The sequence below is a fragment of the Streptomyces griseoaurantiacus genome, from assembly GCF_036189845.1.
Classification (GTDB): Bacteria; Actinomycetota; Actinomycetes; order Streptomycetales; family Streptomycetaceae; genus Streptomyces; species Streptomyces griseoaurantiacus.
In genome coordinates this window covers 4,588,834-4,614,664 of record NZ_CP108326.1, presented here as the reverse complement: position 1 = coordinate 4,614,664, position 25,831 = coordinate 4,588,834, and the positions used below count along the sequence as shown (strand labels likewise).

The following is a 25,831-nucleotide window of genomic DNA, read 5'->3' as shown; positions in this document are numbered from 1 at the left end:
GCAGTTGCCCGGTCGCCGTCAGGCCCCTGCCGTCGCCTTGCGGGTGTGGAGCTGGCGGGCGACCTCCGCGATCGATCCCGACAGGGACGGGTACACGGTGAACGCGTTCGCGATCTGTTCGACCGTCAGGTTGTTGTCGACCGCGATCGAGATGGGGTGGATGAGTTCCGAGGCGCGCGGGGCCACGACGACTCCGCCGACCACGATCTCGGTGCCCGGACGGCAGAAGATCTTGACGAAGCCGTCCCGGATGCCCTGCATCTTGGCGCGCGGGTTGCGCAGCAGCGGCAGTTTGACGACACGGGCGTCGATCTTGCCGGCGTCGACGTCGGCCTGCGAATAGCCGACGGTGGCGATCTCGGGGTCGGTGAAGACGTTGGAGGAGACCGTCTTGAGGTCGAGGGGGGCCACCGCGTCGCCGAGGAAGTGGTACATCGCGATGCGTCCCTGCATGGCGGCCACGGAGGCGAGCGCGAAGACGCCGGTCACGTCACCGGCGGCGTACACGCCCGGTGCCGTCGTGCGGGAGACGCGGTCGGTGCGGATGTGCCCGGACTCGCGGAGCTGGACGCCGGCCTCCTCCAGGCCCAGGCCCGCGCTGTTGGGGATGGCACCGACGGCCATCAGGCAGTGCGAGCCGGTGATGACCCGGCCGTCCGCGAGGGTGACCTCGACCCGGTCGCCGACCCGCTTGGCGGACTCGGCGCGGGAGCGGGCCATGACGTTCATGCCGCGGCGGCGGAAGACGTCCTCCAGGACGGCGGCGGCGTCGGGGTCCTCGCCGGGCAGCACCCGGTCGCGGGAGGAGACGAGGGTGACCTTGGAGCCGAGCGCCTGGTAGGCGCCGGCGAACTCGGCGCCGGTGACGCCGGAGCCGACCACGATGAGCTCCTCGGGCAGCTCGTCGAGGTCGTAGACCTGGGTCCAGTTCAGGATGCGCTCGCCGTCGGGCTGCGCGTCGGGCAGTTCGCGCGGATGACCGCCGGTGGCGATGAGGACGGCGTCGGCGGTGAGGGTCTCCTCGCTGCCGTCAGCGGCCCGGACGACGACCTTGCGCGAGCCGTCCAGGCCCTGCATGCCCTCCAGCCGGCCCCGGCCGCGCACGACGCGGGCGCCGGCCCGGGTCACGGAGGCGGTGATGTCGTGCGACTGGGCGAGGGCGAGCCGCTTGACCCGGCGGTTGACCTTGCCGAGGTCGACCCCGACCACCCGGGCGGCCTCCTCCAGCGGCGGGGTGTCGTCGGCGACGATGATGCCGAGCTCCTCGTAGGAGGAGTCGAAGGTGGTCATCACCTCGGCGGTCGCGATGAGGGTCTTCGAGGGCACGCAGTCGGTCAGCACCGACGCGCCGCCCAGGCCGTCGCAGTCGACGACGGTCACCTCCGCGCCGAGCTGCGCGGCCACCAGCGCCGCTTCGTATCCGCCGGGTCCGCCACCAATGATCACGATCCGAGTCACGTACCCCATTGTCCCGCACGCTTCAAGGTGCTTCCGCCCGGGGCCTCGGGCGGGGCGTGTCCGGGCGGGGACCGGGCGGCGTCCGGCCCCCGCGGCGTGCCCGGGTGACCGGCACGGGACTGCCGTACGCTGCGCTCATGTCGCTCTACGCCGCGTACGCCGGCAACCTCGACGCGCGGCTCATGACGCGCCGCGCCCCGCACTCGCCGCTGCGCGCCACGGGCTGGCTGAACGACTGGCGGCTCACGTTCGGCGGCGAGCAGATGAGCTGGGAGGGCGCGCTGGCGACGATCGTGGAGGCGCCGGGCTCCCAGGTGTTCCTCGCGCTGTACGACATCGCCCCCATGGACGAGGACTCCCTGGACCGCTGGGAGGGCGTGGGCATGGACATATACCGCCGGGTGAAAGTGCGGGTGCACACGCTGGACGGCGAGGAGTCCGCGTGGACGTACGTCCTCAACGCCTACGAGGGCGGGCTGCCGTCCGCCCGCTACCTGGGCGAGGTGGCCGACGCGGCGGAGTCGGCGGGGGCTCCGCACGACTACGTGATGGAACTGCGCAAGCGCCCCTGCTGACCCGCCGCCACTCTGCCGACCGGCGGGCGCACCCGCCGCGCCGCCCCGGTCAGATCTGGTTCTCGCCTCCGTCCACGTACAGGTTGGAGCCGAGGAGGAAGCTGCTGTCGTCGGAGGCGAGGAAGGCCACCGCCGCCGCGACCTCCTCGGGGCGGCCCATCCGGCCCACCGCCGCGGTCGTGGCGAGGTGCGCCCTGACCTCCTCGGCCTTCTGCTCGCCGAACAGCGCCGGGATCGCCGGGGTGTCGATCGGCCCGGGCGAGATCGCGTTGACCCGGACGCCCCGGTCCTTCAGCGTGTTGCCCCAGGTCCGCGCGAAGGACCGGACGGCGGCCTTGGAGGCCGCGTAGAGGGCGAAGCCGGTCTCCTTGCCGTTGTCGGCGGCGGTGGAGGCGTTGATGATGACCGAGGCACCCTCGTTGAGCAGCGGCAGCGCCTTCTGGACGGTGAACAGCGTGCCGAGCACGTTGACGCCGAAGACGTGGTCGTAGTCCTCCTCGGTGATGTTCCCGAGCGGGACGAGCTGCGCGGTCGCCGCGTTGGCGAACACCACGTCCAGTCCCCTCCCCCGGGCCCGTACGGCCTCGTAGAGCCGGTCCAGGTCGGCCGGGTTCGCGATGTCCCCCGGTACCGCGGTGGCCCGGTCGGGGCCGATGGCCTCGACCGCGGCGTCCAGTTCCGTCTTGCGGCGTCCACTGACGAACACGTGCGCGCCCTCGGCCGCGAGCCGTACGGCGCTGGCCAGGCCGATCCCCGTGCCGCCGCCCGTGACGACCGCGGTCCTGCCTTCGAGCTTCCCCATGACGATGACCTCCACGAATTTCAGTACCGATCGGTACTGAATGCGACCGTAGCACTTCCGCACCGAGCGGTACAGAAAGAGGTAGGATCGCGGCATGGAGTCGGAGCGGGAGACAAGGCCCGGAACGCGGGCGGACACCGGGCCGAAGGCCCCGGCGGGGACGCCGCAGGACGCGCCGCCGGGAACGCCGGGAACGCCGGGGACACCGGGGACGCCAGGGACACAGCGGAAGGCGCCGATCGGCCGCCCGAGGGGGTTCGACGCCGACGAGGCGCTCGAACGCGCGATGCGGGTCTTCTGGGAGCAGGGCTACGAGGGCGCCGGGCTCACCGACCTCACACGCGCCATGGGCATCACCCGCACCAGCATGTACGCGGCCTTCGGCAACAAGGAGGAGCTGTTCCACAAGGCGCTGCGGCGCTACAGCGAAGGCCCCGCCTCGTACGTGCTCCGCGCCCTGGCGGAACCGACCGCCCGGCGGGTGGCCGAGGCGTTCCTCGGCGGCGCCGTCCGGGCCACCACCCAGCCCGACCGCCCCACCGGCTGCCTGGGCGTCCAGGCCTCCCTCGCCGCCGGCGACCTCGGCCGCACCGTCCGGGACGCCCTCGCCGACTGGCGCAACGAGGGGACCGCCCGCCTGCGCGAGCGGTTCACGCGGGCCCGCGACGAGGGCGACCTCCCCGCGGACGCCGATCCCGCGACGCTCGCCCGGTTCCTGATGACCGTCGGCAACGGCATCGCCGTGCAGGCGGCGAGCGGCGCGAGCCGCGAGGAACTGCGACTGGTCGCCGACACGGCCCTGTCGGCCTGGCCCTCCTAGGACCTTCCCGGAAGGCCCCCAGGGGCGCCCTCGGAAACGACACGACAACGATCGCACTCCCGCGACCTCCGTCATCTACGCGCGTAGGCGCGAAACGGCTACTCTCTTGCGCGTGAACGCTTCTCTTCTTCCGGACGACCGCCAGGGCGACCCCTACGCCGCCGCCGACACCGCCGGCGCGCGGCTGCGCGAGCTGACGGGCGCCGAGACCCACGACGTCGCCCTCGTGATGGGCTCCGGCTGGGCCCCCGCCGTCGACGCCCTCGGCGAGCCCGAGGCCGAACTGCTCGTCACCGACCTGCCGGGCTTCGCCCCGCCGGCCGTCGAGGGTCACGGCGGACGCCTGCGCTCCTACCGCCTCGGCGGCAAGCGCGCCCTGGTCTTCCTCGGCCGCACCCACTACTACGAGGGTCACGGGGTCGCCTCGGTCGCCCACGGCGTGCGCACGGCCGTCGCCGCCGGAGCGAAGACGGTCGTCCTGACCAACGGCTGCGGAGGTCTGCGCGAGACGATGCGCCCCGGGCAGCCGGTGCTGATCAGCGACCACATCAACCTCACGGCGACCTCACCGATCGTCGGCGCGAACTTCGTGGACCTCACCGACCTGTACTCGCCCCGGCTGCGGGCGCTGTGCAAGGAGATCGAGCCCGGTCTGGAGGAGGGCGTCTACGCCCAGTTCCCCGGGCCGCACTACGAGACCCCTGCGGAGATCCGCATGGCCCGCACGATCGGCGCGGACCTGGTCGGCATGTCGACGGTGCTGGAGGCGATCGCCGCCCGCGAGGCGGGCGCGGAGGTGCTGGGCATCTCCCTGGTCACCAACCTGGCGGCCGGAATGACCGGCGAACCCCTCAACCACGAGGAGGTCCTCCAGGCCGGCCGCGACTCCGCGGCCCGCATGGGGGCACTGCTGACGAAGGTCCTGGACCGCGTCTGACGCGTTCTGGGGGGCGCTCGCGGGGGACCCGCGCCGCACCGGTGGTCCGCGGTCCCGCCGCGCGGGCGCGACCGGCCCGCAAGGCGCCCCCGAACCGCACCACAACGAGAGAGGCTGACCCGTGCACGACGATCTCCTCGCCCGCGCCAAGGCATGGCTCGCGGAGGACCCCGACCCGGACACCCGCGAGGAACTCGCGGCCCTCCTCGACGCCCACGACCTCCCCGGGCTCACCGACCGCTTCTCCGGCACGCTGGAGTTCGGCACCGCCGGTCTGCGCGGCGAGCTCGGCGCCGGGCCCCGGCGGATGAACCGCGCCGTCGTCATCCGCGCCGCCGCGGGCCTCGCCGCGTATCTGAGGAAGAACGGCACCCCGCACGGGGACGCGCCGGATGCCGGCCTCGTCGTCATCGGCTATGACGCCCGCCACAAGTCGGCCGACTTCGCCCGCGACACCGCCGCCGTGATGACCGGCGCGGGCCTGCGCGCGGCGCTGCTGCCCCGCCCGCTGCCGACCCCCGTGCTCGCCTTCGCGATCCGGCGCCTGGGCGCGGTGGCCGGCGTCGAGGTCACCGCGAGCCACAACCCGCCCCGGGACAACGGCTACAAGGTGTACCTGGGAGACGGCTCGCAGATCGTGCCGCCCGCCGACGCCGGGATCGCCGCCGAGATCGACGCGATCGCGGCCCTGGCCGACGTCCCCCGCCCGGACTCCGGCTGGGAGGTCCTCGACGACTCCGTCCTCGATGCCTACCTCGCCCGCACCGACGCCGTCCTCGCCCCCGGCTCGCCGCGCACCGCCCGCACCGTCTACACGGCGATGCACGGCGTCGGCAAGGACACCCTGCTGGCCGCGTTCGCCCGGGCCGGCTTCCCCGAGCCGGTGCTGGTGGCCGAACAGGCGGAGCCGGACCCGGACTTCCCGACCGTCGCCTTCCCCAACCCGGAGGAGCCGGGTGCCATGGACCTGGCGTTCGCGACCGCCCGGGAGGCCGACCCCGACCTGGTGATCGCCAACGACCCGGACGCCGACCGGTGCGCCGCCGCCGTGAAGGACGGCGGCGCATGGCGCATGCTGCGCGGCGACGAGGTCGGCGCGCTGCTCGCCGCCCACCTGGTCGGGCGCGGGGTGAGCGGCACGTTCGCGGAGTCGATCGTCTCCTCCTCCCTCCTCGGCCGGATCGCCGCGGCGGCGGGCCTCGGGTACGAGGAGACCCTCACCGGCTTCAAGTGGATCGCCCGCGTCGAGGGCCTGCGCTACGGCTACGAGGAGGCCCTCGGCTACTGCGTCGACCCCGAGGGGGTGCGCGACAAGGACGGCATCACGGCGGCGCTGCTGCTGACGGAACTGGCCTCCCGGCTGAAGTCCGAGGGCCGCACGCTCCTCGACCTCCTCGACGACCTCGCCGTCGAGCACGGCCTGCACGCCACGGACCAGCTCTCGGTGCGGGTGGAGGACCTGTCGGTCATCGGCGACGCCATGCGGCGGCTGCGCGAGCGGCCCCCGGTGCGGCTGGCCGGGCTCGACGTGAGAGGGGCGGAGGACCTGACCCGGGGCACCGACCGGCTGCCGCCCACGGACGGCCTGCGCTACACGATGGACGGCGCCCGGGTCATCGTCCGTCCGAGCGGCACCGAGCCGAAGCTGAAGTGCTACCTGGAGGTCGTCGTGCCGGTCGCCGACCGGGACGGCCTGGGGCAGGCGCGGGAGCGGGCGGCGGCGCTGCTGGCGGCGCTGAAGGAGGACGTGGCCGAGGCCGCGGGGCTATGAACGGCCGCGGGGCGGGAACCGGCCGCACCGGTTCCCGCCCCGCCCCCCGTACTACGGCCTTCGGCGCAGTGCCGCCCGGCCCGGCAGCGTGACCGCGAGCAGGGTCAGAGTGCCGGTGGCGAGGGTGAGGGCGCCGAACATCGACGGGGGCACGTAGGGGGCGTCCCCCGTCACCCCGTCGATCATCGGGATGAGCGTGGCCGCGGCGATCGCGGAACCGAGGACCAGGCCCGCCGCGGCCACCAGCAGCCCCTCCCAGCGGAGCATCGCCAGCACCTGGCGCCGGGTGGCGCCGACCAGGCGCAGGGCGCCCAGTTCGCGGCGGCGGTCGAGGACCGTCATCACCAGGGTGTTGAGGGCGGCGACGGCCGCGAAGCCGCCGAGGACCGCGGCCATGGTGTTGTTCATCCAGGCGCCCAGCCGTGCGTCGAGGCTCTGCTGGGTGGCGTAGCCGGAGACGTCGGTGACCTCGCCCAGGGCGGCGAGCGACGTCCGCGAGCCGCCCCGTACGAGCAATGTGTCGTCGTAGGGCGAGGTGACGTGCCCCTCCAGGGACGCCCGGTCCATGGTGAGCGTGGACAGGCCGAGGCCGCGCCCGTAGACGGCGACGATCTCGGGGCTGACCTTCGTGCCGTCGGGGAGGTAGAGCGGGAGCCGGTCGCCGACACCGGCGTCCGCCGACTCCGCGAGGGTCCGGTCGACGGCGATCCGGCCGCTGCCGAGCCGGTCGAGGCTGCCCTCGCGCACGTCCAGGTCCTCGACCTTCGCCAGGTCGGCCCCGGAGGTGGAGACGCCCTGGGTCGAGGCGCCCAGCAGCGACTGGAACTCGCCGGACCCGGTCGGCACCAGCACCTGCGTGTGCAGCAGTCCGACGGCCGTGTCCACGCCCGGGGCGCGGGCGGCGCGGGCGGCCGCGTCCACCGGGAGGCCGGCCGGGTCGCTCACCACGTGTTCCGCGGTGAGCCCCGCGCGCAGCTGCTTGTCGGCGGCGTGGTGCTCGCTCGTGTGCATGAAGACGAGCGTGGAGGAGAAGGCCACGGCGAGCGCGATCGGGGTGATCGCGGAGGCGAGACGGCGGGCGTTGACACGGGAGTTGGCGGCGGCCAGCCCCGCCGCCGGACCCGCGCTCCGCAGCGGCAGTCCGAACAGTCCCGCGCACAGCCGGGCCACCAGCGGGCCGAGCAGCCCGACGGCGAGCATGAAGCACATGACGACACCGAGGGCGGCCCCGGCCGCGTCGTCCCCGGCGGAGCCGGCGGACACGCCGGTGAGGACCGAGCCGCCGACCAGGGCGGCGACCCCGAGGAGGGTGCGGACCACTCCGGGCCGCAGCCGCTCCACCGAAGCCTCCGACAGTGCCTGGCCCGGCTTGATCCGGGCGGGCCGGCGCCCGGCGATCCAGCCGGCACCGAGCGCGGTGAGCAGGCCCATGACGACGGCCGCGAGCATCGGGAACGCGGAGACGTGCAGGCCGGCGGCGTGCGGGACGGCGCCCCTGTCCTGGAGCTGCCCGAACCACCAGTGCGCGAGCCCGATGCCGGGCAGGCAGCCCAGGATTCCGGCGAGCGGGGCGACCAGCAGCGCCTCACAGGCGACCGCGCGGCGGATCTGCCGCGGAGTGGCACCGACGGCACGCAGCAGGGCGAACTCGCGGGCCCGCTGGCCGACCGAGAGGGCGACGGTGCCCGCGGCGGTGAACACCGCGACGAGGGCGGCGATCCCGCCGAAGGAACCGCCGATCGCGAACAGCGTCACCTTGGCGTAGCCGAGGCCCGGGTCCTCGACGGCACCGCGGCCGTCGCCGGTGTGGACAAGGGCGCCGGAGCCGGCCAGGGCGTGTGCGACGCCGTCGGCCAGGGCGCCGGTGTCGGTGCCGCGTTCGGCCACGACGACGACCGCGTCGACCTTGCCCGGGTGCCCGGCGAGCGTCGCGGCCCGGGTGTCGGCGAACCAGACCAGGTCGGGTGCGGCGCCGGTGCCGGCGTCGCGGGGGAAGTCCGCCTTCCCCACCTCGGCGACGCCGGAGAGGCGGAAGTCCTGCCGCCCCGCGGCGGTCTCCAGCACGACGGTGTCGCCCACGGCGGCGTGCGCCGCGCGGGCCGTCCCCGCGGCGAGCACCACCTCGCCCGCACGGGGCGCGGAGCCGCTGGTCAGCGCGGTGCCGGTGAAGGCGTGCGCGCCCCAGCCGTGGGCGGTGAGGACACCGCCGGGAACCGGCAGTTCCCGGACGCCGGAGCCCGCGTCGGCGTGCGCCGTGCGCACCGGGAAGGTGACGTCCGCGACGGCCGCGGCCACGCCCGGAACCCCGGCGGCCCTCGCCGCGAGCCCGGCGTCCAGCCGTGCCGTGTCGGGCAGCGGCGTCGCCTCACGCTCCTCGTCCTCGCCGCTGCCGGTGACGACATACTCGTTCTGGTCGGCGGCGGCCACGACCGCCGCGCTCGCGTAGCGCTCCGGCGGCACCGAGGCGCGCAGGCCGGTCTCGAGCAGGATGCCGCAGGTGGAGACGATCAGCGCGGACATCAGCAGGGCGAGGAAGGTGCCCGCGAAGGACGCGGGCCGGAAACGGACGGCCTCACGGGCGAGTCCGTTGGGGCGCCTCATACGGTCACCCCCGCCGCCGTGGCCTCACGGGGGGCGCGGGAGGTGAGCGCGGTCATCCGGGCCGCGATCCCCTCCGCCGAACCGCGCTCGAGGCGGTCGGCGAAGGCGCCGTCGGCGAGGAACAGCACCCGGTCGGCCCAGGCGGCCGCGGTGGGGTCGTGGGTGACCATGACGACCGTGGCGCCGAGGGTGTCCACCGCGTCGCGCAGGAGGCCGAGCACCTCGGCGGCGGTGCCGGTGTCGAGGGCGCCGGTGGGTTCGTCCGCGAAGATCACGTCGGGTGCGGTGATCAGTGCGCGGGCCACGGCCACGCGCTGCTGCTGACCGCCCGAGAGTTCGCCGGGCCGGCGCCGCGCCTTGTCGGCGAGCCCGACCCGGGCGAGCACCTCCTCGGCCCGGCGCCGCTCCTGGCGCTGCCCGGCAAGGCGCATCGGGAGCAGCACGTTCTGCTCCACGGTGAGCGAGGGCAGCAGGTTGAATGCCTGGAAGACGAAGCCGAGACGGCTGCGGCGCAGCTCGGTGAGCTCGTTCTCGCTCATGCCGGTGATCTCGGTGCCGCCGAGGCGCACGGAGCCCGCCGTCGGCCGGTCGAGCCCGGCGGCGCACTGCAGGAACGTGGACTTGCCGGACCCCGAGGGCCCCATGACGGCGGTGAACGTGCCGCGGCGCAGCCCGAGGTCGATGCCGGCGAGGGCGTGCACGGTGCCCGCCCCGCGGCCGTACTGCCGCCGGACCCCGCGCAGTTCGACGGCGAGGCCGGGCGTGGCTCCGGGGGCCTCCGGCCGGACCTCCGCCCCCTGCCCGCCGTCCGCCTTCTGCCGCCTGCCCTTGCGCACCCTCATGTCCGTCTCCCTGTCGCATGCTTCGCGTGTCGAACCGAAGAGTGCGGGAAGGGGCGCGTCCGGGGCGTCATACCCGGGAACCGAAGTGGGGGTGCTACCCCGGTAGGGGGTGCACCAGACGGCCCGGCGAAGCCGTGCGGGAGCCAGGGCCTCTCGTGCGGATCATCCCGGCGTCGCGGGGTCCGGCACGCGCCTCTGCGGCGTTGTCGTCGGTTGCCAGGGCTCCGCCCTGGCGCCCTCCTCCGCCTTGCAGCCGCACGCACCGGACCCCGCTCGGGACGGCCGAGGACGTACCGCGCCCCCCAGCCGGCCTGATCCAGACGAAAGGCCCTAGTCACCCGGGGCCACCAGGCCCGATTCGTAGGCGAAGACCACGGCCTGGGCTCGGTCGCGCAGGCCCAGCTTGGTGAGGACGCGGCTGACGTGTGTCTTCACCGTCTGCTCGGCCAGTACGAGCGTCTCGGCGATCTCACTGTTCGAGAGGCCGCGGGCCACCAGGGTGAGGACCTCGGTCTCGCGCTGCGTCAGTCCCTTCAGCCGCTGCGCGGGCCCGCCCCGGCCGCCGGGACGCGACTTGGCGAAGTCGGCGATGAGGCGGCGGGTCACGGAGGGCGCGAGGAGCGCGTCGCCGGAGGCCACGACGCGGACCGCCGCGATGAGGTCGGCGGGCGGGGCGTCCTTGAGCAGGAAGCCGCTCGCGCCGGCCCGCAGCGCCTCGTACACGTAGTCGTCGATGTCGAAGGTGGTGAGCATCAGGACGCGCGGCACGTGGGTGACCCCGGCGGGGGGCGTCAGCAGTCGGCGTGCGGCCTCCAGCCCGTCCATCTCCGGCATCCGGACGTCCATCAGGACGACGTCGGGGTGCGTGCGCCGGCTCAGTTCGACGCCGCGCGCCCCGTCGGGGGCCTCGCCCACCACGTCGATGTCGCTCTGGGCGGCCAGCAGGGCGGCGAAGCCGGCCCGCACCATGGCCTGGTCGTCGACGATCAGGACGCGCGTCGTCACATGAGTTCCTTGTCGCTCAGGGGGAGCCGGGCCGCCACCCGGAAACCGCCGTCCTCCAGCGGTCCCACGTCGAGGGTGCCACCGACGAGCCGCACCCGTTCACGCATGCCGACCAGGCCGTGCCCGGTGCCGCCCGACTCCAGCGGCCCGCCGGACCGTTCCGGCGGCGGGCCGTTGACGACGAGGACGGTGAGCCACTCGCCCGGCCCGGGGCCGGGCTCCGACACCGACAGCGCCACCCGCGTGCGGGCGCCCGGCGCGTGCCGGACGACGTTCGACAGGGCCTCCTGGACGATCCGGTACGCGGACAGGCCCACCGCCTCGGGCACCTCGGCCTCGCAGGGGGTGAACTCCACCGGCCCCCGGACCCTGGCCGTGGCCTCCACGAGCTGCCCGATGCGCGCGAGCCCCGGCTGCGGCTCGAGGTCGCCCCGCGCCTCCTCGTTGCGCAGCACGCCGAGCAGCCGTCGCATCTCCCCGAGGGACTCGCGCGCGGTGGCCGCGATGGACGTGAACTCGTCCCGCACCACGGGAGAGAGCCGGTCGATGCGGTACTCGGCGGTGTTCGCCTGCACCGTGATGACGGACATGTGGTGTGCCACCACGTCGTGCAGCTCCCGGGCGATGCGGGCGCGCTCCTCCAACAGCGTCCGCCGACCGCGCTCGGCCTCGCTGATCGTCTCCTGCTCGGCCAGCCTGCGCTGCGCCTCGGACCGCTCCCTGACCACGGCGCCGAGCAGGAGCGCGACGCCCCCGAGGAGGGTGAGGAGCAGTCCCCTGGCGCCTTCGTCGTGGGGTGCGAAGAAGGCGAGGGTCACGTTGGCGACCGCCGTGGCCGACCACACCAGCAGCAGCGTGCGGGGGCGTTCGCGCAGGCCGAGGGCGAGGCAGAGGCCGACGTACCCGACGATCGCCATCGGCGGGAACGGCCACAGCAGCCGCTGGGGAAAGTCGACGACGAGCAGCGCCAGCGCCCCCGCCACATCCGCGGCGAAGATCACGTACCAGGCCTGGAGCGGCCGTACGACGGCGAGCAGCAGCGGGGCGGACTGCGCCACGGCCAACGCGGCGGCCACTCCCGGGTTCAGGCCGTAGTCGCCGCCGAGGACCACGATGGTCGTGGGGAGCAGCGCGACGCACAGCACGAACGCGAGCCCCCACGGAAGGAGCCGCACCCACGCGCGCGAGGACCCCGCGAGCAGGGCGCGTGGGCGTTCTCTCTGCGCTGGGGTCATGGCCCCAGCCTAGGGCCTCTCGTTTGGAGCATCCCGGCGTCGCGGGGTCCGGCACGCGCCTCTGCGGCGTTGTCGTCGGTTGCCAGGGCTCCGCCCTGGCGCCCTCCTCCGCCTTGCAGCCGCACGCACCGGACCCCGCTCGGGTCGGCCGAGGACGTACCGCGCCTCCCAGCCGGCCTGATCCGAACGAAAGGCCCTAGATGTCGCGGCCGGGCGCGGGGAGGTACGGACGGGGCGCCGGCGGGTGCAGCGCGCGCAGACCCCGGGGGCAGGCGGTGGCCGGCGCACGGCACGGGTGCCGGGGGGAGGGGCCCCGGGCCCCGGGCTCAGCCCGTGGCCAGGAGGATCGCGAGGACGATCAGGCCGGCGGCCACCGGGCCGAGCACCTCGTACGCCCAGCGCACGCTCGGCTCGCCCTGGGCCGTCTCCGCCCCGCCCCGCCGCTCGGCGAGGTCCTTCAGGTCGTCCATGACCTGGTCGGTCTGCGCCCGCACCGGCCCCTCGGTCGCGGCGGCGCCCCGCACGCTCCCCTGGCCGCCGCCGAGGCCGCCGAGCAGTCCGCCGCGCCGGCCGGAGCCACCCCGGCCGATGCCCTCAGCCGTCTGCCTCGCCTCGTGGCGGGCCGCCCGCTTGCGGCCGCGCAGCGACACCGGCAGCGCCCAGAGCTGGTACTTGGTGCCGCTGCTCGCGACGACCTCGTTGGAGTAACCGGAGCGCAGCGAGGCCACCGAGCCCCACGGCAGCACGATCACCCGGAAGGGGTTGCGGACGCGCAGCCGGTCCCGGCCCACGAAGACGGCGGGCCGCAGCGTGAACGCGGCCACCAGGGGCACGACGACGATCATCGCCGCCAGCGCCAGCCAGGGCGTGCGGCCCTTGCCGACGACCAGTGCGTCGATGCCGAGCCACGCCACCAGGGCGAGGAGCATCACCCCGCCGGCGATGCCGGCCGAGGAGCGGTGGACCTGGTCGGACACCGAGGGCTCCGAAGACTCCGAGGGCTCCGAGGGCTCGGGGGCGGGCGGCTGGGACTCGGGGGTGGTCATGCCGTCGATTCTGCCCGACGCCGCCGCCCGCCCCGTACGCGGAGGTCGCCCTACCGGCCGCCGTCCGCGCAGAGCTGCTCGTCGATCACGGCGTTGGCCGCGGGCGTGGTGTCCTCGTCGCCGTCGCCCGTCGCCGCCACGACGACCACGTGCCGCCCGTCGGCGCTGAACCCGTTGCGGGTGGTGTAGCCGAAGAGGTCGCCGCCGTGGCTGTAGTAGCTCCCTCCGCAGCTCAGCGGGACGCTCAGCAGACCGAGCCCGTAGCGCGCCCCGGGCCAGGCGGGGTCGAGTTCCTCGGCCCGCACGGTCGTCCTCATCGCGGCGAGCTGGGCGGGCTTCAGCAGCCGGCCCTTCATCAGCGCCGCGTAGAAGGTGCTCAGGTCGGCGGTGTTGCTGATCATGCCCCCGGCGGCTCCGGCGGCGCTGGGGTTCATCACGCTGACGTCGATCGGCGTCCGGCCCTCGGCGGCGAAGTTCGAGTACCCCTTGAGGTGCGGCCCCTTCATGAAGGGGTCGGTGTAGGGGGCGGTGGTGCGGTGCAGTCCGAGGGGCCGGATGATGCGCCGGGTCACCTCGTGCTGCCAGCTCTTGCCTGTCGTCTTCTCGATGATCATGCCGGCGAGGACGTAGTTGGTGTTGGAGTAGCTCCAGCCCTCGCCCGGGGCGAAGCGCGGGGCGTGCTTCATGGCTATGCCCACGAGCTGGTCCTCGGTCCAGCTCGCCAGGTGCCCCTCGCGGAAGGCGTCGATGTCGGTGAGGACGGGGAAGTCCTCCGTGAAGTCGAAGAGTCCGCTGGTGTGGTTGAGCAGGTTGCGGACGGTGATGCGGCGGCCGTCGTTGCCGTTGCCGGAGACCACGCCCGGCAGCAGGTCCTCCACGCTGTCGTCGAGCGAGAGGCGCCCCTCGCCGACCAGTTGCAGGACGACGGTGGAGACGAAGGTCTTGGTGGAGCTGGCGATGCGGAAGGTGTCGTCCGGTCCCGCCGGGCGTCCCGTCCGCTTGTCGGCGAGGCCCGCGGTGGCGGTGCGGGAGCCGTGCGGGCCGGTCGAGCGGACGACGACGCCGAGGGTTCCGGTGTCGAGGACCGACTGCGCCCCGTGCCGCAGGGAAGGGGCGGGCGTGTGCGTCGCCGCGCCCGCCGGCGTGATCAGCCCGGTGCCCGCGAGGGCGGCGGCGAGTGCGGTGACGAGGACGCGGGAGGTGACCCCCGCACGGGAGCGACGGGTCGCGGGGTGGAGGGTCCGAGTGTGGGGGGTCTGAGTGTGGGTCCGGGTGCGGGGGGTGGTGTCGGTCGCCATGGTGGGGCAGCTCCTCGAATCGGAGGGGGCGGCTCGGTCGCCCACCACGCTAGGAATCGGGGAGCCTCGGCACGATGAGGGCTGCGGGAGGATTCCGGGTACAGCCTGCACCACCATCACCCTTGGGGGCGGGGGCTGTTGAGGGCGCGGGGGTGGTCCCGGAGGGGCGCCGAAGCGGTCCGGGAACGCATGCCGGGGGCCAGGGCGACCCGCACCCCCCGCCTCGGGGCTGTACAGCCGCTACGCGCGTAGATATGCTCGTCCGGTGACCATGCCCACCACTGCACCACACGCTCTCAGCGACGTCACCGCGTCCGACGCGACGCTGCGCCGCTTCCTGCACGGGCTGCCCGGGGTCGACACGGTCGGCCTGGAGGCGCGCGCCGCGTCGCTCGGCACCCGGTCCATCAAGACGACGGCGAAGGCGTACGCCATCGACCTCGCGATCTCGATGGTCGACCTGACGACGCTGGAAGGCGCGGACACCCCGGGCAAGGTCCGGGCGCTCGGCGCGAAGGCGGTCCGTCCCGACCCGAGCGACCGCACCGCCCCCTCGACGGCGGCCGTCTGCGTCTACCCGGACATGGTGGCCGCGGCCAAGGAGGCCGTCGCCGGTTCCGGCGTCAAGGTCGCCTCCGTCGCCACCGCCTTCCCGGCCGGCCGCGCCCCGCTCGCCGTCAAGCTGGCGGACGTCCGCGAGGCCGTCGCCGCCGGGGCGGACGAGATCGACATGGTCATCGACCGCGGCGCCTTCCTCGCCGGGAACTACCGCAAGGTGTACGACGAGATCACCGCCGTGAAGGAGGCCTGCGGGACGAGCGCCCGCCTGAAGGTCATCTTCGAGACGGGCGAGCTGTCGACGTACGACAACATCCGCCGCGCGAGCTGGCTCGGCATGCTGGCCGGGGCGGACTTCATCAAGACCTCCACCGGCAAGGTCGCCGTCAACGCGACCCCCGCCAACACCCTGCTCATGCTGGAGGCCGTGCGCGACTTCCGCGCCCAGACGGGTGTGCAGATCGGTGTGAAGCCCGCCGGCGGCATCCGCACCAGCAAGGACGCGCTCAAGTTCCTGGTCCTGGTCAACGAGACCGCGGGCGAGGACTGGCTGGACAACCACTGGTTCCGCTTCGGCGCCTCCTCGCTGCTCAACGACCTGCTGATGCAGCGGCAGAAGCTGGCCACCGGCCGCTACTCCGGCCCCGACTACGTGACGGTGGACTGATCACCATGGCACCTGTTTTCGAGTACGCCCCGGCGCCCGAGTCGCGCGCGGTCGTCGACATCGCCCCCTCCTACGGGCTGTTCATCGACGGCGAGTTCACCGAGGCGGCCGACGGCAAGGTCTTCAAGACCCTCTCCCCCGCCACCGAGGAGGTCCTCTCCGAGGTCGCGGAGGCCACCGAGGCGGACGTGGACCGCGCGGTGGCCGCCGCCCGGAGGGCCTTCGAGAAGTGGTCGGCGCTGCCCGGCTCCGAGCGCGCCAAGTACCTGTTCCGCATCGCCCGGATCATCCAGGAGCGCAGCCGCGAGCTGGCCGTCCTGGAGACCCTGGACAACGGCAAGCCGATCCGGGAGACCCGCGACGCGGACCTCCCCCTCGTCGCCGCGCACTTCTTCTACTACGCGGGCTGGGCCGACAAGCTGGACCACGCCGGTTTCGGCCGGAGGACGACAGAGGGACACAGCGGCGCGAACCCGCGCCCGCTCGGCGTCGCCGGCCAGGTCATCCCCTGGAACTTCCCGCTGCTGATGCTGGCCTGGAAGATCGCCCCGGCGCTGGCCACCGGCAACACCGTGGTCCTCAAGCCCGCCGAGACGACGCCGCTGTCCGCGCTGTTCTTCGCGGACATCTGCCGCCAGGCGGGGCTGCCGAAGGGCGTCGTCAACATCCTGACGGGCGACGGGCGCGCGGGAGCGGCCCTGGTGGCCCACCCGGACGTCGACAAGGTGGCCTTCACCGGTTCCACCGCCGTCGGCAAGCAGATCGCGCGCACGGTCGCGGGCACCGACAAGAAGCTCACGCTGGAGCTGGGCGGCAAGGGCGCCAACATCGTCTTCGACGACGCACCCGTGGACCAGGCCGTCGAGGGCATCGTCACCGGCATCTTCTTCAACCAGGGCCAGGTCTGCTGCGCGGGCTCGCGGCTGCTGGTCCAGGAGTCGATCCACGACGAGCTGCTCGACTCCCTCAAGCGGCGTCTGGCCACCCTGCGCCTCGGCGACCCGCTGGACAAGAACACCGACATCGGCGCGATCAACTCCGCCGAGCAGCTCGCCCGGATCACGGCGCTGGCCGAGCAGGGCGAGGCGGAGGGCGCCGCGCGCTGGTCCCCGGCCTGCGAACTGCCCTCCGCCGGCTACTGGTTCGCGCCGACGCTGTTCACGGGCGTCACCCAGGCGCACACGATCGCCCGCGACGAGATCTTCGGCCCCGTGCTGTCGGTCCTCACCTTCCGCACGCCCGACGAGGCCGTCGCCAAGGCGAACAACACGCCCTACGGGCTGTCGGCGGGCATCTGGACGGAGAAGGGCTCGCGCATCCTCGCGGTCGCGAACAAGCTCCGCGCGGGTGTCATCTGGTCCAACACGTTCAACAAGTTCGACCCGACCTCGCCGTTCGGCGGCTACAAGGAGTCGGGCTTCGGCCGCGAGGGCGGCCGCCACGGCCTGGAGGCGTACCTCGATGTCTGACAAGCCCGAGAAGCACGGGCGACTGTCCGTCTTCAAGACCTACAAGCTGTACGTCGGCGGGAAGTTCCCGCGTTCGGAGAGCGGCCGGGTGTACGAGGTGACGGCATCATCAGCCGCTGACGCGGCGGGGAAGGGCGACTGGCTGGCCAACGCCCCTCTCGCCTCCCGCAAGGACGCCCGGGACGCGGTGGTCGCCGCGCGCAAGGCCTTCGGCGGCTGGTCGGGCGCGACCGCGTACAACCGGGGCCAGGTCCTCTACCGCGTCGCGGAGATGCTGGAGGGCCGCCGCGAGCAGTACGTCCGCGAGGTCGCCGAGGCCGAGGGCCTGTCCAGGGCGAGGGCCGCGGACCAGGTGGACGCGGCGATCGACCGCTGGGTCTGGTACGCGGGCTGGACCGACAAGATCGCCCAGGTCGTGGGCGGCGGGAATCCGGTGGCCGGTCCCTTCTTCAACCTGTCCTCCCCGGAGCCGACGGGCGTGGTGGCCGTGCTGGCCCCGCAGGAGTCGTCCTTCCTTGGCCTGGTCTCGGTCCTCGCCCCGGTGATCGCGACGGGCAACACGGCGGTGGTGATCGCGAGCGAGAGGTCCCCCCTCCCTGCGCTCTCCCTCGGCGAGGTGCTGGCCACCTCCGACGTGCCCGGCGGTGTCGTCAACATCCTGTCCGGCCGCACGGCGGAGATCGCCGCGCCGCTCGCCGCGCACAGGGACGTCAACGCGATCGACCTGGCCGGCGCGGACGAGGCGCTGGCGAAGGAACTGGAGATCGCGGCGGCCGACAACCTCAAGCGCGTCCTGCGTCCACAGCCTGTGGACGACTGGACGGCCATGCCCGGCATCGAGCGCATGACGGCCTTCCTGGAGACCAAGACGGTCTGGCACCCGACGGGGGCGCTGGGGGCCTCCGGCTCTTCGTACTGACCGCCGCCGCCACCCGGGGGTCCTTCTCCCCCGGGTGGCGCCCGGTCGCTCACTCACCCGGGCAGGGCTGCAGCTCCGGTCTGTTCGGCGCGGTCTTCCGGCCGGTCAGCGGGGACAGGTCCTTCATGTACATCTCCGGCCACTCGGCCCCGGCCAGGATCTTCCGGAGCGCCGAGCACACCCGGCCGCGCAGCAGTGGATCGTCCTTGCGCATCGCCACCCCGTAGGGCTCCGTGCCCGAGCCGCTGGGCAGCAGCTTCAGGTGCGCGGGATCGTCCTTGGCGTACCCGGCGAGCAGGACGTCGTCCGAGGCGACCGCGTAGACACTCGAATTCCTGTCCAGCAGCCTCTTCACGCACTCCTTGTACGTGTCGGGCTGCCACTTGCCCGTGGTGTAGCCGTCCTTGCGCAGCCGGTCCGCGTAGGTGGAGTCCCGCGCCGTGCACACGTCGACGTGGTTCCGCTTCACGTCGACGGCCTCGTCGAGGTCGTACCGCGCGGACTTCCTGCGCACGAGGAGGCTCGTGCCCGCCTTGTAGTAGGGGCCGACGAACCGGATGCCGTCCCGCTTCTCCCGCTCGGGCGTCATGCTGTACGAGGCGACGACCAGGTCCACCTCGCCGTTCCTGAGCTTGCTCGCCCGGTTGGCCGTGGTGACCCCGTAGAAGTCCACCTGCTTTTTGTCGTAGCCCAGTTCGCGGGCGAGGGCGTAGGCGATGTCGATGTCGAAGCCGCTCCACACGCCCTTCCTGTCGTGGAGACTCAGCCCGGGCTGGTCCTCCTTGGCGCCGATCGTCAGCCGCTTCCTGGCGTTCTTCCACTGCTGCCAGGCCTGCTCCGTGTCGGCCCCGCCGGAGCCCGCTCCCTGCCGCCCGGAGACGTCGTCCCGTCCGCCGCCGGAGCCGTTCTGCGCGAGGACCCAGCCGCCCCCGGCCAGCAGGACGACGCACGCCGCGGCCGCCGCCACCTTCCAGCCCCGCCGCCGGCCCCGCTCCCCGCGCGGGGCGGGTTCCAGAAGCTCGGGCGGGACGGCCCCGGCGGGGGTGGCCGGCTCCGGCCCCGGGAGGACCAGCGCCGGTGTGGGAGGGGTGGCGGGCGCCGTGGGCGGGGGCGTGGGGCCGGCGGCCCGCGCGGGGGGCGGCGTGCCCGGTTCGGCGAGGACCTCCCGGAGCATCTCCTCCGCCGAGGCCGCGTCGGGGCGGCCTGCCGGATCGGTGACCAGCAGGGCCCGGATCACCGGGCCGAGCGGTCCGGCGTAACGGAAGACGGGCTCGGGGGCCTGCTGTATGTGCGCCTGCACCTCCCAGACCTCGCGGCCGGCGAAGGGCAGGCGTCCCTCGACCATCTCGTACAGGGTGACGCCCAGTGCCCACAGGTCGGAGGCGCGCGTGGGGCCGGGGCTGCCGGGGGCGAAGAGTTCGGGCGCCAGGTAGGGCGGTGTGCCGATGACCCCGCCGTACCGGGTGACGCGGTCCGCCCCCTCGAAGGTGGCGATGCCGAAGTCCACCAGGACCACCTGGCCGCCGTCCCGCACCAGTACGTTGCCCGGCTTGACGTCGCGGTGCAGGACCGCGGCCTCGTGGACCGCGCGCAGCCCCTGGGCCATCTGGAGGCCGATGTCCGCCGCCCTGGGCACGCCGAGCACCCCGTCACGGCTGAGCAGGTCGGCGAGCGAACGCCCCTCCAGGAGCTTCATCACGATCCAGACCTGGTCGGCGGTCTCGATCTGGTCGTGAACCGTCACCACGTTCTGGTGTTCGATCTTGGCGAGGGCCTCCGCCTCGCGACGGGCCCGCTGCAACGCGGCCCGCTTCGTGTCCGGGGACGCCGCCGTGGTGTCGAGGAGACCCTTCACGGCGACGAAGCGGCGCAGCCGTCTGTCGTAGGACTTCCAGACCTCCCCCATACCGCCGCTGCCCACGGGCTCCAGCAGCTCGTAGCGGCCCTCGATCACCGCGTGGGGGGCGGGGACACGGTCCTCGGGGTGCCCGTCGGGGCCGCCGCCGACCCCGTTGCTGCCGTCCTGGTTGTGCACGTGGCCCCCTTGCACCTCTTGCCGAAGCGTGGATCACCACAGATTAGACGGCTCCTCCGCCGGTGCGCGGTGCGCAGTTGCGGCGCGAGCGGGACGAACCGGGCACGAGCGGACGAGTCCGGTTCCAGGCCCCCCGGTCCCCGGCCCCGGCCCGGCCCCGGATCAGCGCAGTGCGCCGACCACCTGGTCGACCACCGGGATCGAGCCGACCGAAGGGGCCTGCGCCACCGGGCCGGTCAGCATCTGCGAGGTCAGCGGGCGGAAGTCGGCGAGCTGCGTGCCCACCCCGTTGTCGAGCGGGTCCACGCCGGTGCCCGCGAGCGGGTTCGGCTTGAGGTCGGCGACGGGGCCGGTGACGTACCGGACCGTCCCGGTGAGCGCCTGGAGGCCCGCCCCCGGGTCCACCTCGCCGAGGGAGCCGGTGTGGTACGTCCCGTCGACGACGGGGAGCGTCTGCGCCGAGGCCGCCGTCGCCCCCGCGCCCACGGCGACGCCCGCGGCCGCGAGGGCGAGGAGGAGGCGCCGGGTGGTGGCCGGGGTGCGGGAGGTGTGTCGTGCCATGGGTGCCGCCTTCTCGTTCCGTGGTGCGCCGTTCCGGCGATCGCCACTCGTGTCCACTTCGACACGCAGGGTAGTTGAGGTGTGATGTGCGCTCCAACGCCGACCCGCGGGGTCGGCACGGGCCGGGTGATGCGTCAAACTGGTGTCCCGTGAGCCCCCATCCCGCGTCACCCGCCCGCGTCGTGCTGCTCTGCGGCCCCTCCGGCTCGGGCAAGTCCCTCGTCGCCGCCCGCTCCGGGCTTCCCGTCCTGCGTCTGGACGACTTCTACAAGGACGGTGACGACCCCACGCTGCCGCTGGTACCGGGGAGTTCGGACATCGACTGGGACGCCCCCGGCTCCTGGGACGAGGACGCCGCCGTGGCCGCCGTCGCCGAACTGTGCGCGCACGGCCGGACGACGGTGCCGGTCTACGACATCGCACTCAGCGCCCGCACCGGCACGGAGGAGCTGAGCGTCGGGCGGACCCCGCTGTTCGTCGCGGAGGGCGTCTTCGCCGCCGAGATCGTGTCCCGCTGCCGGGAGCTGGGGCTCCTCGCGGAGGCGTTGTGTCTGACCCGGGGCCCGGTGAAGACGTTCCGGCGGCGCTTCCTGCGCGATCTGCGCGAGGGCCGCAAGTCGGTGCCGTTCCTGCTGCGCCGCGGCTGGCGGCTGATGCGCGCCGAGCGCTCGATCGTCGCCCGTCAGACCGGCCTGGGCGCCCACCCCTGCGACCGTGACGAGGCTCTGAGCCGGATGGCGGCCGCGGCGGTCGTCGGCCGCCCGAGGACGACCAGCACTCCGTGACGGCCCCTCGGACCGGCCTCTAGACCGAGCCGATCAGGCGGTCCAGGACGAGAAGTTCGGCCAGGTAGAAGGCTCCGGCGAACAGGGGCGCAAGGACGGCGCACAGCCAGAAGCGACGCACCCCGGCGCGGGCCAGGAAGACGGTGAGGGCCGCGGTGAGGAGCGCGCCGACGGCCAGGTACACGGCGGCCTCGCCCCGGTAGCGCAGCGTCAGCCCCAGCCAGAGCCCCTCCCCGAGGACCACCATCGCGATGGCCGCCCCCGCCGTCGCCCGCGCGGTGCCCCGCCCGTGCCGCACGGTCCAGCCGGCCCAGCCCAGCAGCGGCCCGCCCGCGAGCCCGGCCACCGACCAGACGGCGGCGGTTCCCGCGGTGTCGCCGACGCCGGCCGTCAGGTAGTAGCCGGCACAGGTGGCGAGCATCATGAGGCCGCCGCTCCAGGCGGCGAGCCTCGCGGTGCGGAGCACCGCACCGGCCGCGGCGGTCCAGATGATCCAGGTGGACACCGAGTTGGTGGCCCGCTCCAGGAGCGGGGTCGTCCCGTGCAGGGTGAACGTCGCCCAGCCGAGCAGCAGGCCGAAGGCCGTCACGGCGGAGAGGGCGAGGAGCGGGGAGTCGCGGCGGATCGCGGTCGTGGTGGCCATGCGGCTCACTATACCCAGCGTGTATACATGCGGTGTGTAGTTCGGGACGGCGAAGGACACACCGGCGAACGAGGGACACACGGACGGAGCGGGCGACCGGGGAGTGCCTCCGGGGAGGCGCACGAAAACAGCGGGACCGCGCCCGGCCCGAAAGCCGGTACGCGGTCCCGCTGTTCACCACCCCCGTGGTACTCCCCCCGTTTCCCCCGGTGGTCCCCCGTTCCCCCGTCGCCGCGCCGACGCCCCCGTCGTCCTCGCGGCCCCCCGTGTCGCACTTCCGGGCCCCCCGGCCCGGAAGTCCCCCGTTTCCCCCGCGAGCCCTATCCCCCCGTGGGCCCCCGTGGTTCCCCCGATCCTCAGGCGACGAGCTCGCCGAAGGACTCCTCCTCGTCACGGCCGAAGCTGAGGACCTCGTCCTCGCGCAGCCGGCGGAGCGACCGCCAGATGCTGGACTTCACCGTGCCGACACTGATGCCGAGGATGTCCGCGATCTCCGGGTCCGTGCGGCCCTCGTAGTAGCGGAGGACCAGCATGGTGCGCTGGAGTTCGGGCAGCCGCGCGAGCGCCTGCCACAGGACGGCCCGCAGCTCGGTGCCGCGCATCGCGTCCGTGTCGCCGGCGGTCTCCGGCAGCTCCTCGGTCGGGTACTCGTTCAGCTTGCGGCGGCGCCACGCGCTGATGTGCAGATTGGTCATCGTGCGGCGGAGGTAGCCCCCGACCGCCGCCTTGTCGGTGATCCGGTCCCAGGCCCGGTACGTCGAGAACAGCGCGCTCTGCAGCAGGTCCTCGGCCTCGAAGCGGTCACCGGTGAGGTGGTAGGCGGTCGCGTACAGGGAGGCGCGGCGCTCCTCGACGTAGGCGGTGAACTCCGCCTCCGCCGCGGACCGGCGCTCCCCCGATGCCTCCCCGTACGCACTCTCCTCCGCCCCCGTGCCGGCGTCACCCGTGCGGGCGTCGACCACCGCCATCCAGGCTGCGGCGTGCTGACGCCCCCGGCCGCGGACCGTGGCCCGGTTGACGTCGTGGAGCCGCGTGACAACCGCGCTCGTCATGGTGCCGTGCAGCGTGTTCATCTCGCGCCCCCCGTCGTGGAGTCCCGGACCTGCGTCGTGCTCTTTCGATGTCGTGCTCTTTCGATGTCGAGAAGCCTGCCCGGGCCACTTCATCGCCGTGTCCGCCGACTGTCACAGAGCTGTCACAGGGGTCCTTCGCCGGGTCCGGCGGGCGGTTTCCCATAGGGGGGAGATGTGTGGGAGCGCCCCAACAGTCGAAACCTGCCGGTGCCATGGGCCAGAATGGCCAACGTGCCTTCCCTGTTGCTGATCGAGGACGACGACGCCATCCGGACGGCCCTGGAGCTCTCTCTGACGCGCCAGGGTCACCGGGTGGCCACTGCTGCCACTGGTGAGGACGGTCTGAAGCTGTTGCGCGAACAGCGGCCGGACCTGATCGTGCTGGACGTGATGCTGCCCGGCATCGACGGTTTCGAGGTGTGCCGACGCGTGCGGCGCACCGACCAGTTGCCGATCATCCTGCTCACCGCGCGCAACGACGACATCGACGTCGTGGTCGGACTGGAGTCCGGCGCCGACGACTACGTGGTCAAACCCGTGCAGGGCCGGGTGCTCGACGCCCGGATCCGCGCGGTGCTGCGCCGCGGCGAACGCGAGTCCAGCGACTCGGCGACGTTCGGCTCGGTGGTGATCGACCGCTCGGCGATGACGGTCACGAAGAACGGCGAGGACCTGCAGCTCACGCCCACCGAACTGCGGTTGCTGCTGGAACTGAGCCGCCGCCCCGGACAGGCCCTGTCCCGGCAGCAGCTGCTGCGGCTGGTGTGGGAGCACGACTACCTGGGCGACTCCCGGCTCGTGGACGCCTGTGTGCAGCGGCTGCGCGCCAAGGTCGAGGACGTGCCCTCGTCCCCGACGCTCATCCGCACCGTGCGGGGCGTGGGCTACCGGCTGGACACGCCTCAGTGACGGAAGTGGCACGGGTGACTCAGAAGTCCGCGAGGCAGCAAGGAGCCGGGAACATCGAGGGGGCGGAGCACACCTCGGGGGCCCCGGGCGCCGAGGGGGGCGGCGAAGTGTCCTCCAGGGCCTCGGGGGCGCCGGACACCGTGGGCGCCGAGGCGTCCGAGGGGGGCCAGGGCGGGCTCCGCGGCTGGTCCGTGGGGCGGCGCCGCAGCGTGTGGTCGCGGATCCGGCTGACCAGCCTCCGGCTGCGCCTGGTCGTGGTGTTCGGCCTGGTCGCGCTGACCGCCGCCGTCTCGGCCTCCGGGATCGCCTACTGGCTCAACCGCGAGGCCGTGCTCACGCGTGCCCAGGACGCCGTGCTGCGCGACTTCCAGCAGGAGATGCGGAACCGGGCGAGCGCCCTGCCCGCGCATCCCACGCAGGAGCAACTGCAGCGCACGGCGGGGCAGATGGCGAACAGCAGCCAGCGCTTCAGCGTGCTGCTCGTCGCCGAGGACTCCGGCGGCCGGACCGTCACCGGCAATTCCGACCTGGGCACCTTCACCCTCGACGACGTGCCGTCCTCGCTGCGCACGGCGGTCAACCGCCGGCAGCCCGGCTCCTCGGGCGAGAAGCCCACGTACCACCTGTACTGGCAGCGGATCGTCGAGGACGGCCGGCCGTACCTGGTCGGCGGCGCCCGGGTGGTCGACGGCGGGCCGACCGGTTACATGCTCAAGTCCCTGGAGCCGGAGGCCAAGGACCTCAACTCGCTCGCCTGGTCGCTGGGCATCGCCACCGCGCTGGCCCTGGTCGGCGCCGCGCTGCTGGCGCAGGCGGCCGCGACGACCGTGCTGAAGCCGGTGCACCGGCTCGGCATCGCCGCCCGCCGGCTCGGCGAGGGCAAGCTCGACACCCGGCTCCGGGTCTCGGGCACCGACGAACTGGCCGAGCTGTCACGGACGTTCAACCGGACGGCGGAGGCGCTGGAGAAGAAGGTCGCGGACATGAGCTCCCGCGAGGAGGCCTCCCGCCGGTTCGTCGCCGACATGTCGCACGAACTGCGCACCCCGCTGACCGCGATCACCGCGGTGACGGAGGTGCTGGAGGAGGAACTGGACGCGGAGACCGGCAGCGTCGACCCGATGATCGAGCCCGCGGTACGACTCGTCGTCAGCGAGACCCGGCGGCTCAACGACCTGGTGGAGAACCTGATGGAGGTCACCCGCTTCGACGCGGGCACCGCCCGGCTGGTCCTGGACCACGTCGACCTCGCCGACCAGATCACCGCGTGCATCGACGCCCGCGCCTGGCTCGACGCCGTCGAACTGGACGCCGAGCGCGGCCTCATGGCCAACCTCGACCCGCGCCGCCTGGACGTCATCCTCGCCAACCTGATCGGCAACGCGCTCAAGCACGGCGGCTCCCCGGTCCGGGTCGCGGTCCGTACCGACGGCGAGGACCTGCTCATCCAGGTGCGGGACCACGGGCCCGGCATCCCCGAGGAGGTCCTGCCGCACGTCTTCGACCGCTTCTACAAGGCCAGCGCCTCCCGCCCCCGCTCCGAGGGCAGCGGGCTCGGCCTGTCCATCGCCATGGAGAACGCGCACATCCACGGCGGTGGGATCACCGCCGCCAACTCGCCGGAAGGCGGCGCGGTGTTCACGCTGCGGCTGCCCCGGGACGCCTCCTCGCTCGTCGAGGACGGCGGGGACCGCGCGGACGGCGGCCCCGGGGGCGACGGCGAGGCGGCCGAAGCCGGCGAGGGGGGCGAGCGATGAGAGCCGTGAGAGCCGTGAGAGCCGTGAAGGCCGTGAAGGCCGTGAAGGCCGTGAAGGCCGTGAAG

General features: G+C 73.7%; 22 protein-coding genes. 10 read left to right on the top strand and 12 right to left on the bottom strand.

All coding sequences use genetic code 11. The features are described 5' to 3' along the window. Positions 1-18: 18 nt before the first annotated feature. Entirely contained in the window at positions 19-1,467 is a 1,449-nt protein-coding gene (locus tag OHB09_RS20600) for an NAD(P)H-quinone dehydrogenase (protein WP_006138473.1), read from the bottom strand. 128 nt (positions 1,468-1,595) lie between these two features. Between OHB09_RS20600 and OHB09_RS20595 the strand changes: the two genes are divergently transcribed. Then, positions 1,596-2,033 (top strand): gamma-glutamylcyclotransferase, encoded by a 438-nt coding sequence (locus OHB09_RS20595; RefSeq protein WP_040894163.1) that lies wholly within the window; start codon positions 1,596-1,598, stop codon positions 2,031-2,033. Between the two features lie 49 nt (positions 2,034-2,082). On the opposite strand, the gene OHB09_RS20590 is transcribed toward OHB09_RS20595, so the two are convergent. Further along, positions 2,083-2,835, bottom strand: a complete 753-nt coding sequence (locus OHB09_RS20590) for an SDR family NAD(P)-dependent oxidoreductase (RefSeq protein WP_006138471.1) — start codon at positions 2,833-2,835, stop codon at positions 2,083-2,085. Between the two features lie 94 nt (positions 2,836-2,929). Here OHB09_RS20590 and OHB09_RS20585 point away from each other — a divergent pair, with 94 nt between their 5' ends. The 3 genes from OHB09_RS20585 to OHB09_RS20575 all read left to right on the top strand — a co-directional run bounded on the left by OHB09_RS20585 (position 2,930) and on the right by OHB09_RS20575 (position 6,363). Beyond that, entirely contained in the window at positions 2,930-3,655 is a 726-nt protein-coding gene (locus OHB09_RS20585; RefSeq protein WP_328922357.1) for a TetR/AcrR family transcriptional regulator, read from the top strand. Between the two features lie 112 nt (positions 3,656-3,767). After that, entirely contained in the window at positions 3,768-4,592 is an 825-nt protein-coding gene (locus OHB09_RS20580) for a purine-nucleoside phosphorylase (RefSeq protein ID WP_006138469.1), read from the top strand. Positions 4,593-4,713: 121 nt separating this feature from the next. Beyond that, complete coding sequence (locus OHB09_RS20575; RefSeq protein ID WP_328922356.1) at positions 4,714-6,363, top strand: phospho-sugar mutase; 1,650 nt, start codon at positions 4,714-4,716, stop codon at positions 6,361-6,363. A gap of 51 nt (positions 6,364-6,414) precedes the next feature. Here OHB09_RS20575 and OHB09_RS20570 read toward each other — a convergent pair whose 3' ends face one another. The 6 genes from OHB09_RS20570 to OHB09_RS20545 form a co-directional block, all read right to left on the bottom strand. Then, positions 6,415-8,964, bottom strand: a complete 2,550-nt coding sequence (locus OHB09_RS20570; protein WP_191851568.1) for an ABC transporter permease — start codon at positions 8,962-8,964, stop codon at positions 6,415-6,417. After that, positions 8,961-9,806, bottom strand: a complete 846-nt coding sequence (locus OHB09_RS20565) for an ABC transporter ATP-binding protein (RefSeq protein ID WP_006138462.1) — start codon at positions 9,804-9,806, stop codon at positions 8,961-8,963. The genes OHB09_RS20570 and OHB09_RS20565 overlap by 4 nt, the downstream gene beginning before the upstream one ends. A 330-nt stretch (positions 9,807-10,136) precedes the next feature. Continuing rightward, complete coding sequence (locus OHB09_RS20560) at positions 10,137-10,811, bottom strand: response regulator (RefSeq protein WP_006138460.1); 675 nt, start codon at positions 10,809-10,811, stop codon at positions 10,137-10,139. Next, on the bottom strand, positions 10,808-12,046 hold the full coding sequence (locus OHB09_RS20555; protein ID WP_093597375.1) for a sensor histidine kinase: 1,239 nt from the start codon (positions 12,044-12,046) through the stop codon (positions 10,808-10,810). The genes OHB09_RS20560 and OHB09_RS20555 overlap by 4 nt, the downstream gene beginning before the upstream one ends. A 326-nt stretch (positions 12,047-12,372) precedes the next feature. After that, entirely contained in the window at positions 12,373-13,092 is a 720-nt protein-coding gene (locus tag OHB09_RS20550; RefSeq protein ID WP_234528215.1) for a PH domain-containing protein, read from the bottom strand. 50 nt (positions 13,093-13,142) lie between these two features. Next, complete coding sequence (locus OHB09_RS20545) at positions 13,143-14,390, bottom strand: serine hydrolase domain-containing protein (protein ID WP_328922355.1); 1,248 nt, start codon at positions 14,388-14,390, stop codon at positions 13,143-13,145. 271 nt (positions 14,391-14,661) lie between these two features. Between OHB09_RS20545 and deoC the strand changes: the two genes are divergently transcribed. The 3 genes from deoC to OHB09_RS20530 are packed head-to-tail and all read left to right on the top strand — an operon-like array spanning position 14,662 to position 18,003. Further along, the gene (deoC, locus tag OHB09_RS20540; RefSeq protein ID WP_167792744.1) at positions 14,662-15,615 is read left to right on the top strand and encodes a deoxyribose-phosphate aldolase; all 954 of its coding nucleotides are present in this window, start codon (positions 14,662-14,664) and stop codon (positions 15,613-15,615) included. 5 nt (positions 15,616-15,620) lie between these two features. After that, on the top strand, positions 15,621-17,084 hold the full coding sequence (locus tag OHB09_RS20535; protein WP_006138453.1) for an aldehyde dehydrogenase family protein: 1,464 nt from the start codon (positions 15,621-15,623) through the stop codon (positions 17,082-17,084). Beyond that, positions 17,077-18,003, top strand: a complete 927-nt coding sequence (locus OHB09_RS20530; RefSeq protein WP_167792735.1) for an aldehyde dehydrogenase family protein — start codon at positions 17,077-17,079, stop codon at positions 18,001-18,003. The genes OHB09_RS20535 and OHB09_RS20530 overlap by 8 nt, the downstream gene beginning before the upstream one ends. 49 nt (positions 18,004-18,052) lie before the next feature. Here the strand turns inward: OHB09_RS20530 and OHB09_RS20525 are convergent, their stop codons facing one another. After that, on the bottom strand, positions 18,053-20,038 hold the full coding sequence (locus OHB09_RS20525; RefSeq protein ID WP_328922354.1) for a bifunctional serine/threonine-protein kinase/glutamate ABC transporter substrate-binding protein: 1,986 nt from the start codon (positions 20,036-20,038) through the stop codon (positions 18,053-18,055). A gap of 162 nt (positions 20,039-20,200) precedes the next feature. Next, a complete protein-coding gene (locus OHB09_RS20520; RefSeq protein ID WP_191890577.1) occupies positions 20,201-20,599 on the bottom strand; it encodes a hypothetical protein in 399 nt (132 codons plus the stop codon). Between the two features lie 74 nt (positions 20,600-20,673). On the opposite strand from OHB09_RS20520, the gene OHB09_RS20515 reads away from it, so the two are divergent. Further along, positions 20,674-21,384, top strand: a complete 711-nt coding sequence (locus tag OHB09_RS20515) for a uridine kinase (RefSeq protein ID WP_407077337.1) — start codon at positions 20,674-20,676, stop codon at positions 21,382-21,384. 19 nt (positions 21,385-21,403) lie between these two features. Here the strand turns inward: OHB09_RS20515 and OHB09_RS20510 are convergent, their stop codons facing one another. Further along, entirely contained in the window at positions 21,404-22,027 is a 624-nt protein-coding gene (locus OHB09_RS20510) for a DUF6518 family protein (protein ID WP_191851574.1), read from the bottom strand. Positions 22,028-22,383: 356 nt separating this feature from the next. After that, the gene (locus OHB09_RS20505; RefSeq protein ID WP_328922352.1) at positions 22,384-23,100 is read right to left on the bottom strand and encodes a SigE family RNA polymerase sigma factor; all 717 of its coding nucleotides are present in this window, start codon (positions 23,098-23,100) and stop codon (positions 22,384-22,386) included. 231 nt (positions 23,101-23,331) lie between these two features. Between OHB09_RS20505 and afsQ1 the strand changes: the two genes are divergently transcribed. Together afsQ1 and OHB09_RS20495 are read left to right on the top strand one after the other, a co-directional pair. After that, positions 23,332-24,009: a two-component system response regulator AfsQ1 gene (gene afsQ1, locus OHB09_RS20500; RefSeq protein WP_176945138.1), complete on the top strand. Its 678-nt coding sequence runs from the start codon at positions 23,332-23,334 to the stop codon at positions 24,007-24,009. Beyond that, the gene (locus tag OHB09_RS20495; protein WP_407077366.1) at positions 23,907-25,766 is read left to right on the top strand and encodes a sensor histidine kinase; all 1,860 of its coding nucleotides are present in this window, start codon (positions 23,907-23,909) and stop codon (positions 25,764-25,766) included. The genes afsQ1 and OHB09_RS20495 overlap by 103 nt, the downstream gene beginning before the upstream one ends. Positions 25,767-25,831 lie beyond the last annotated feature (65 nt).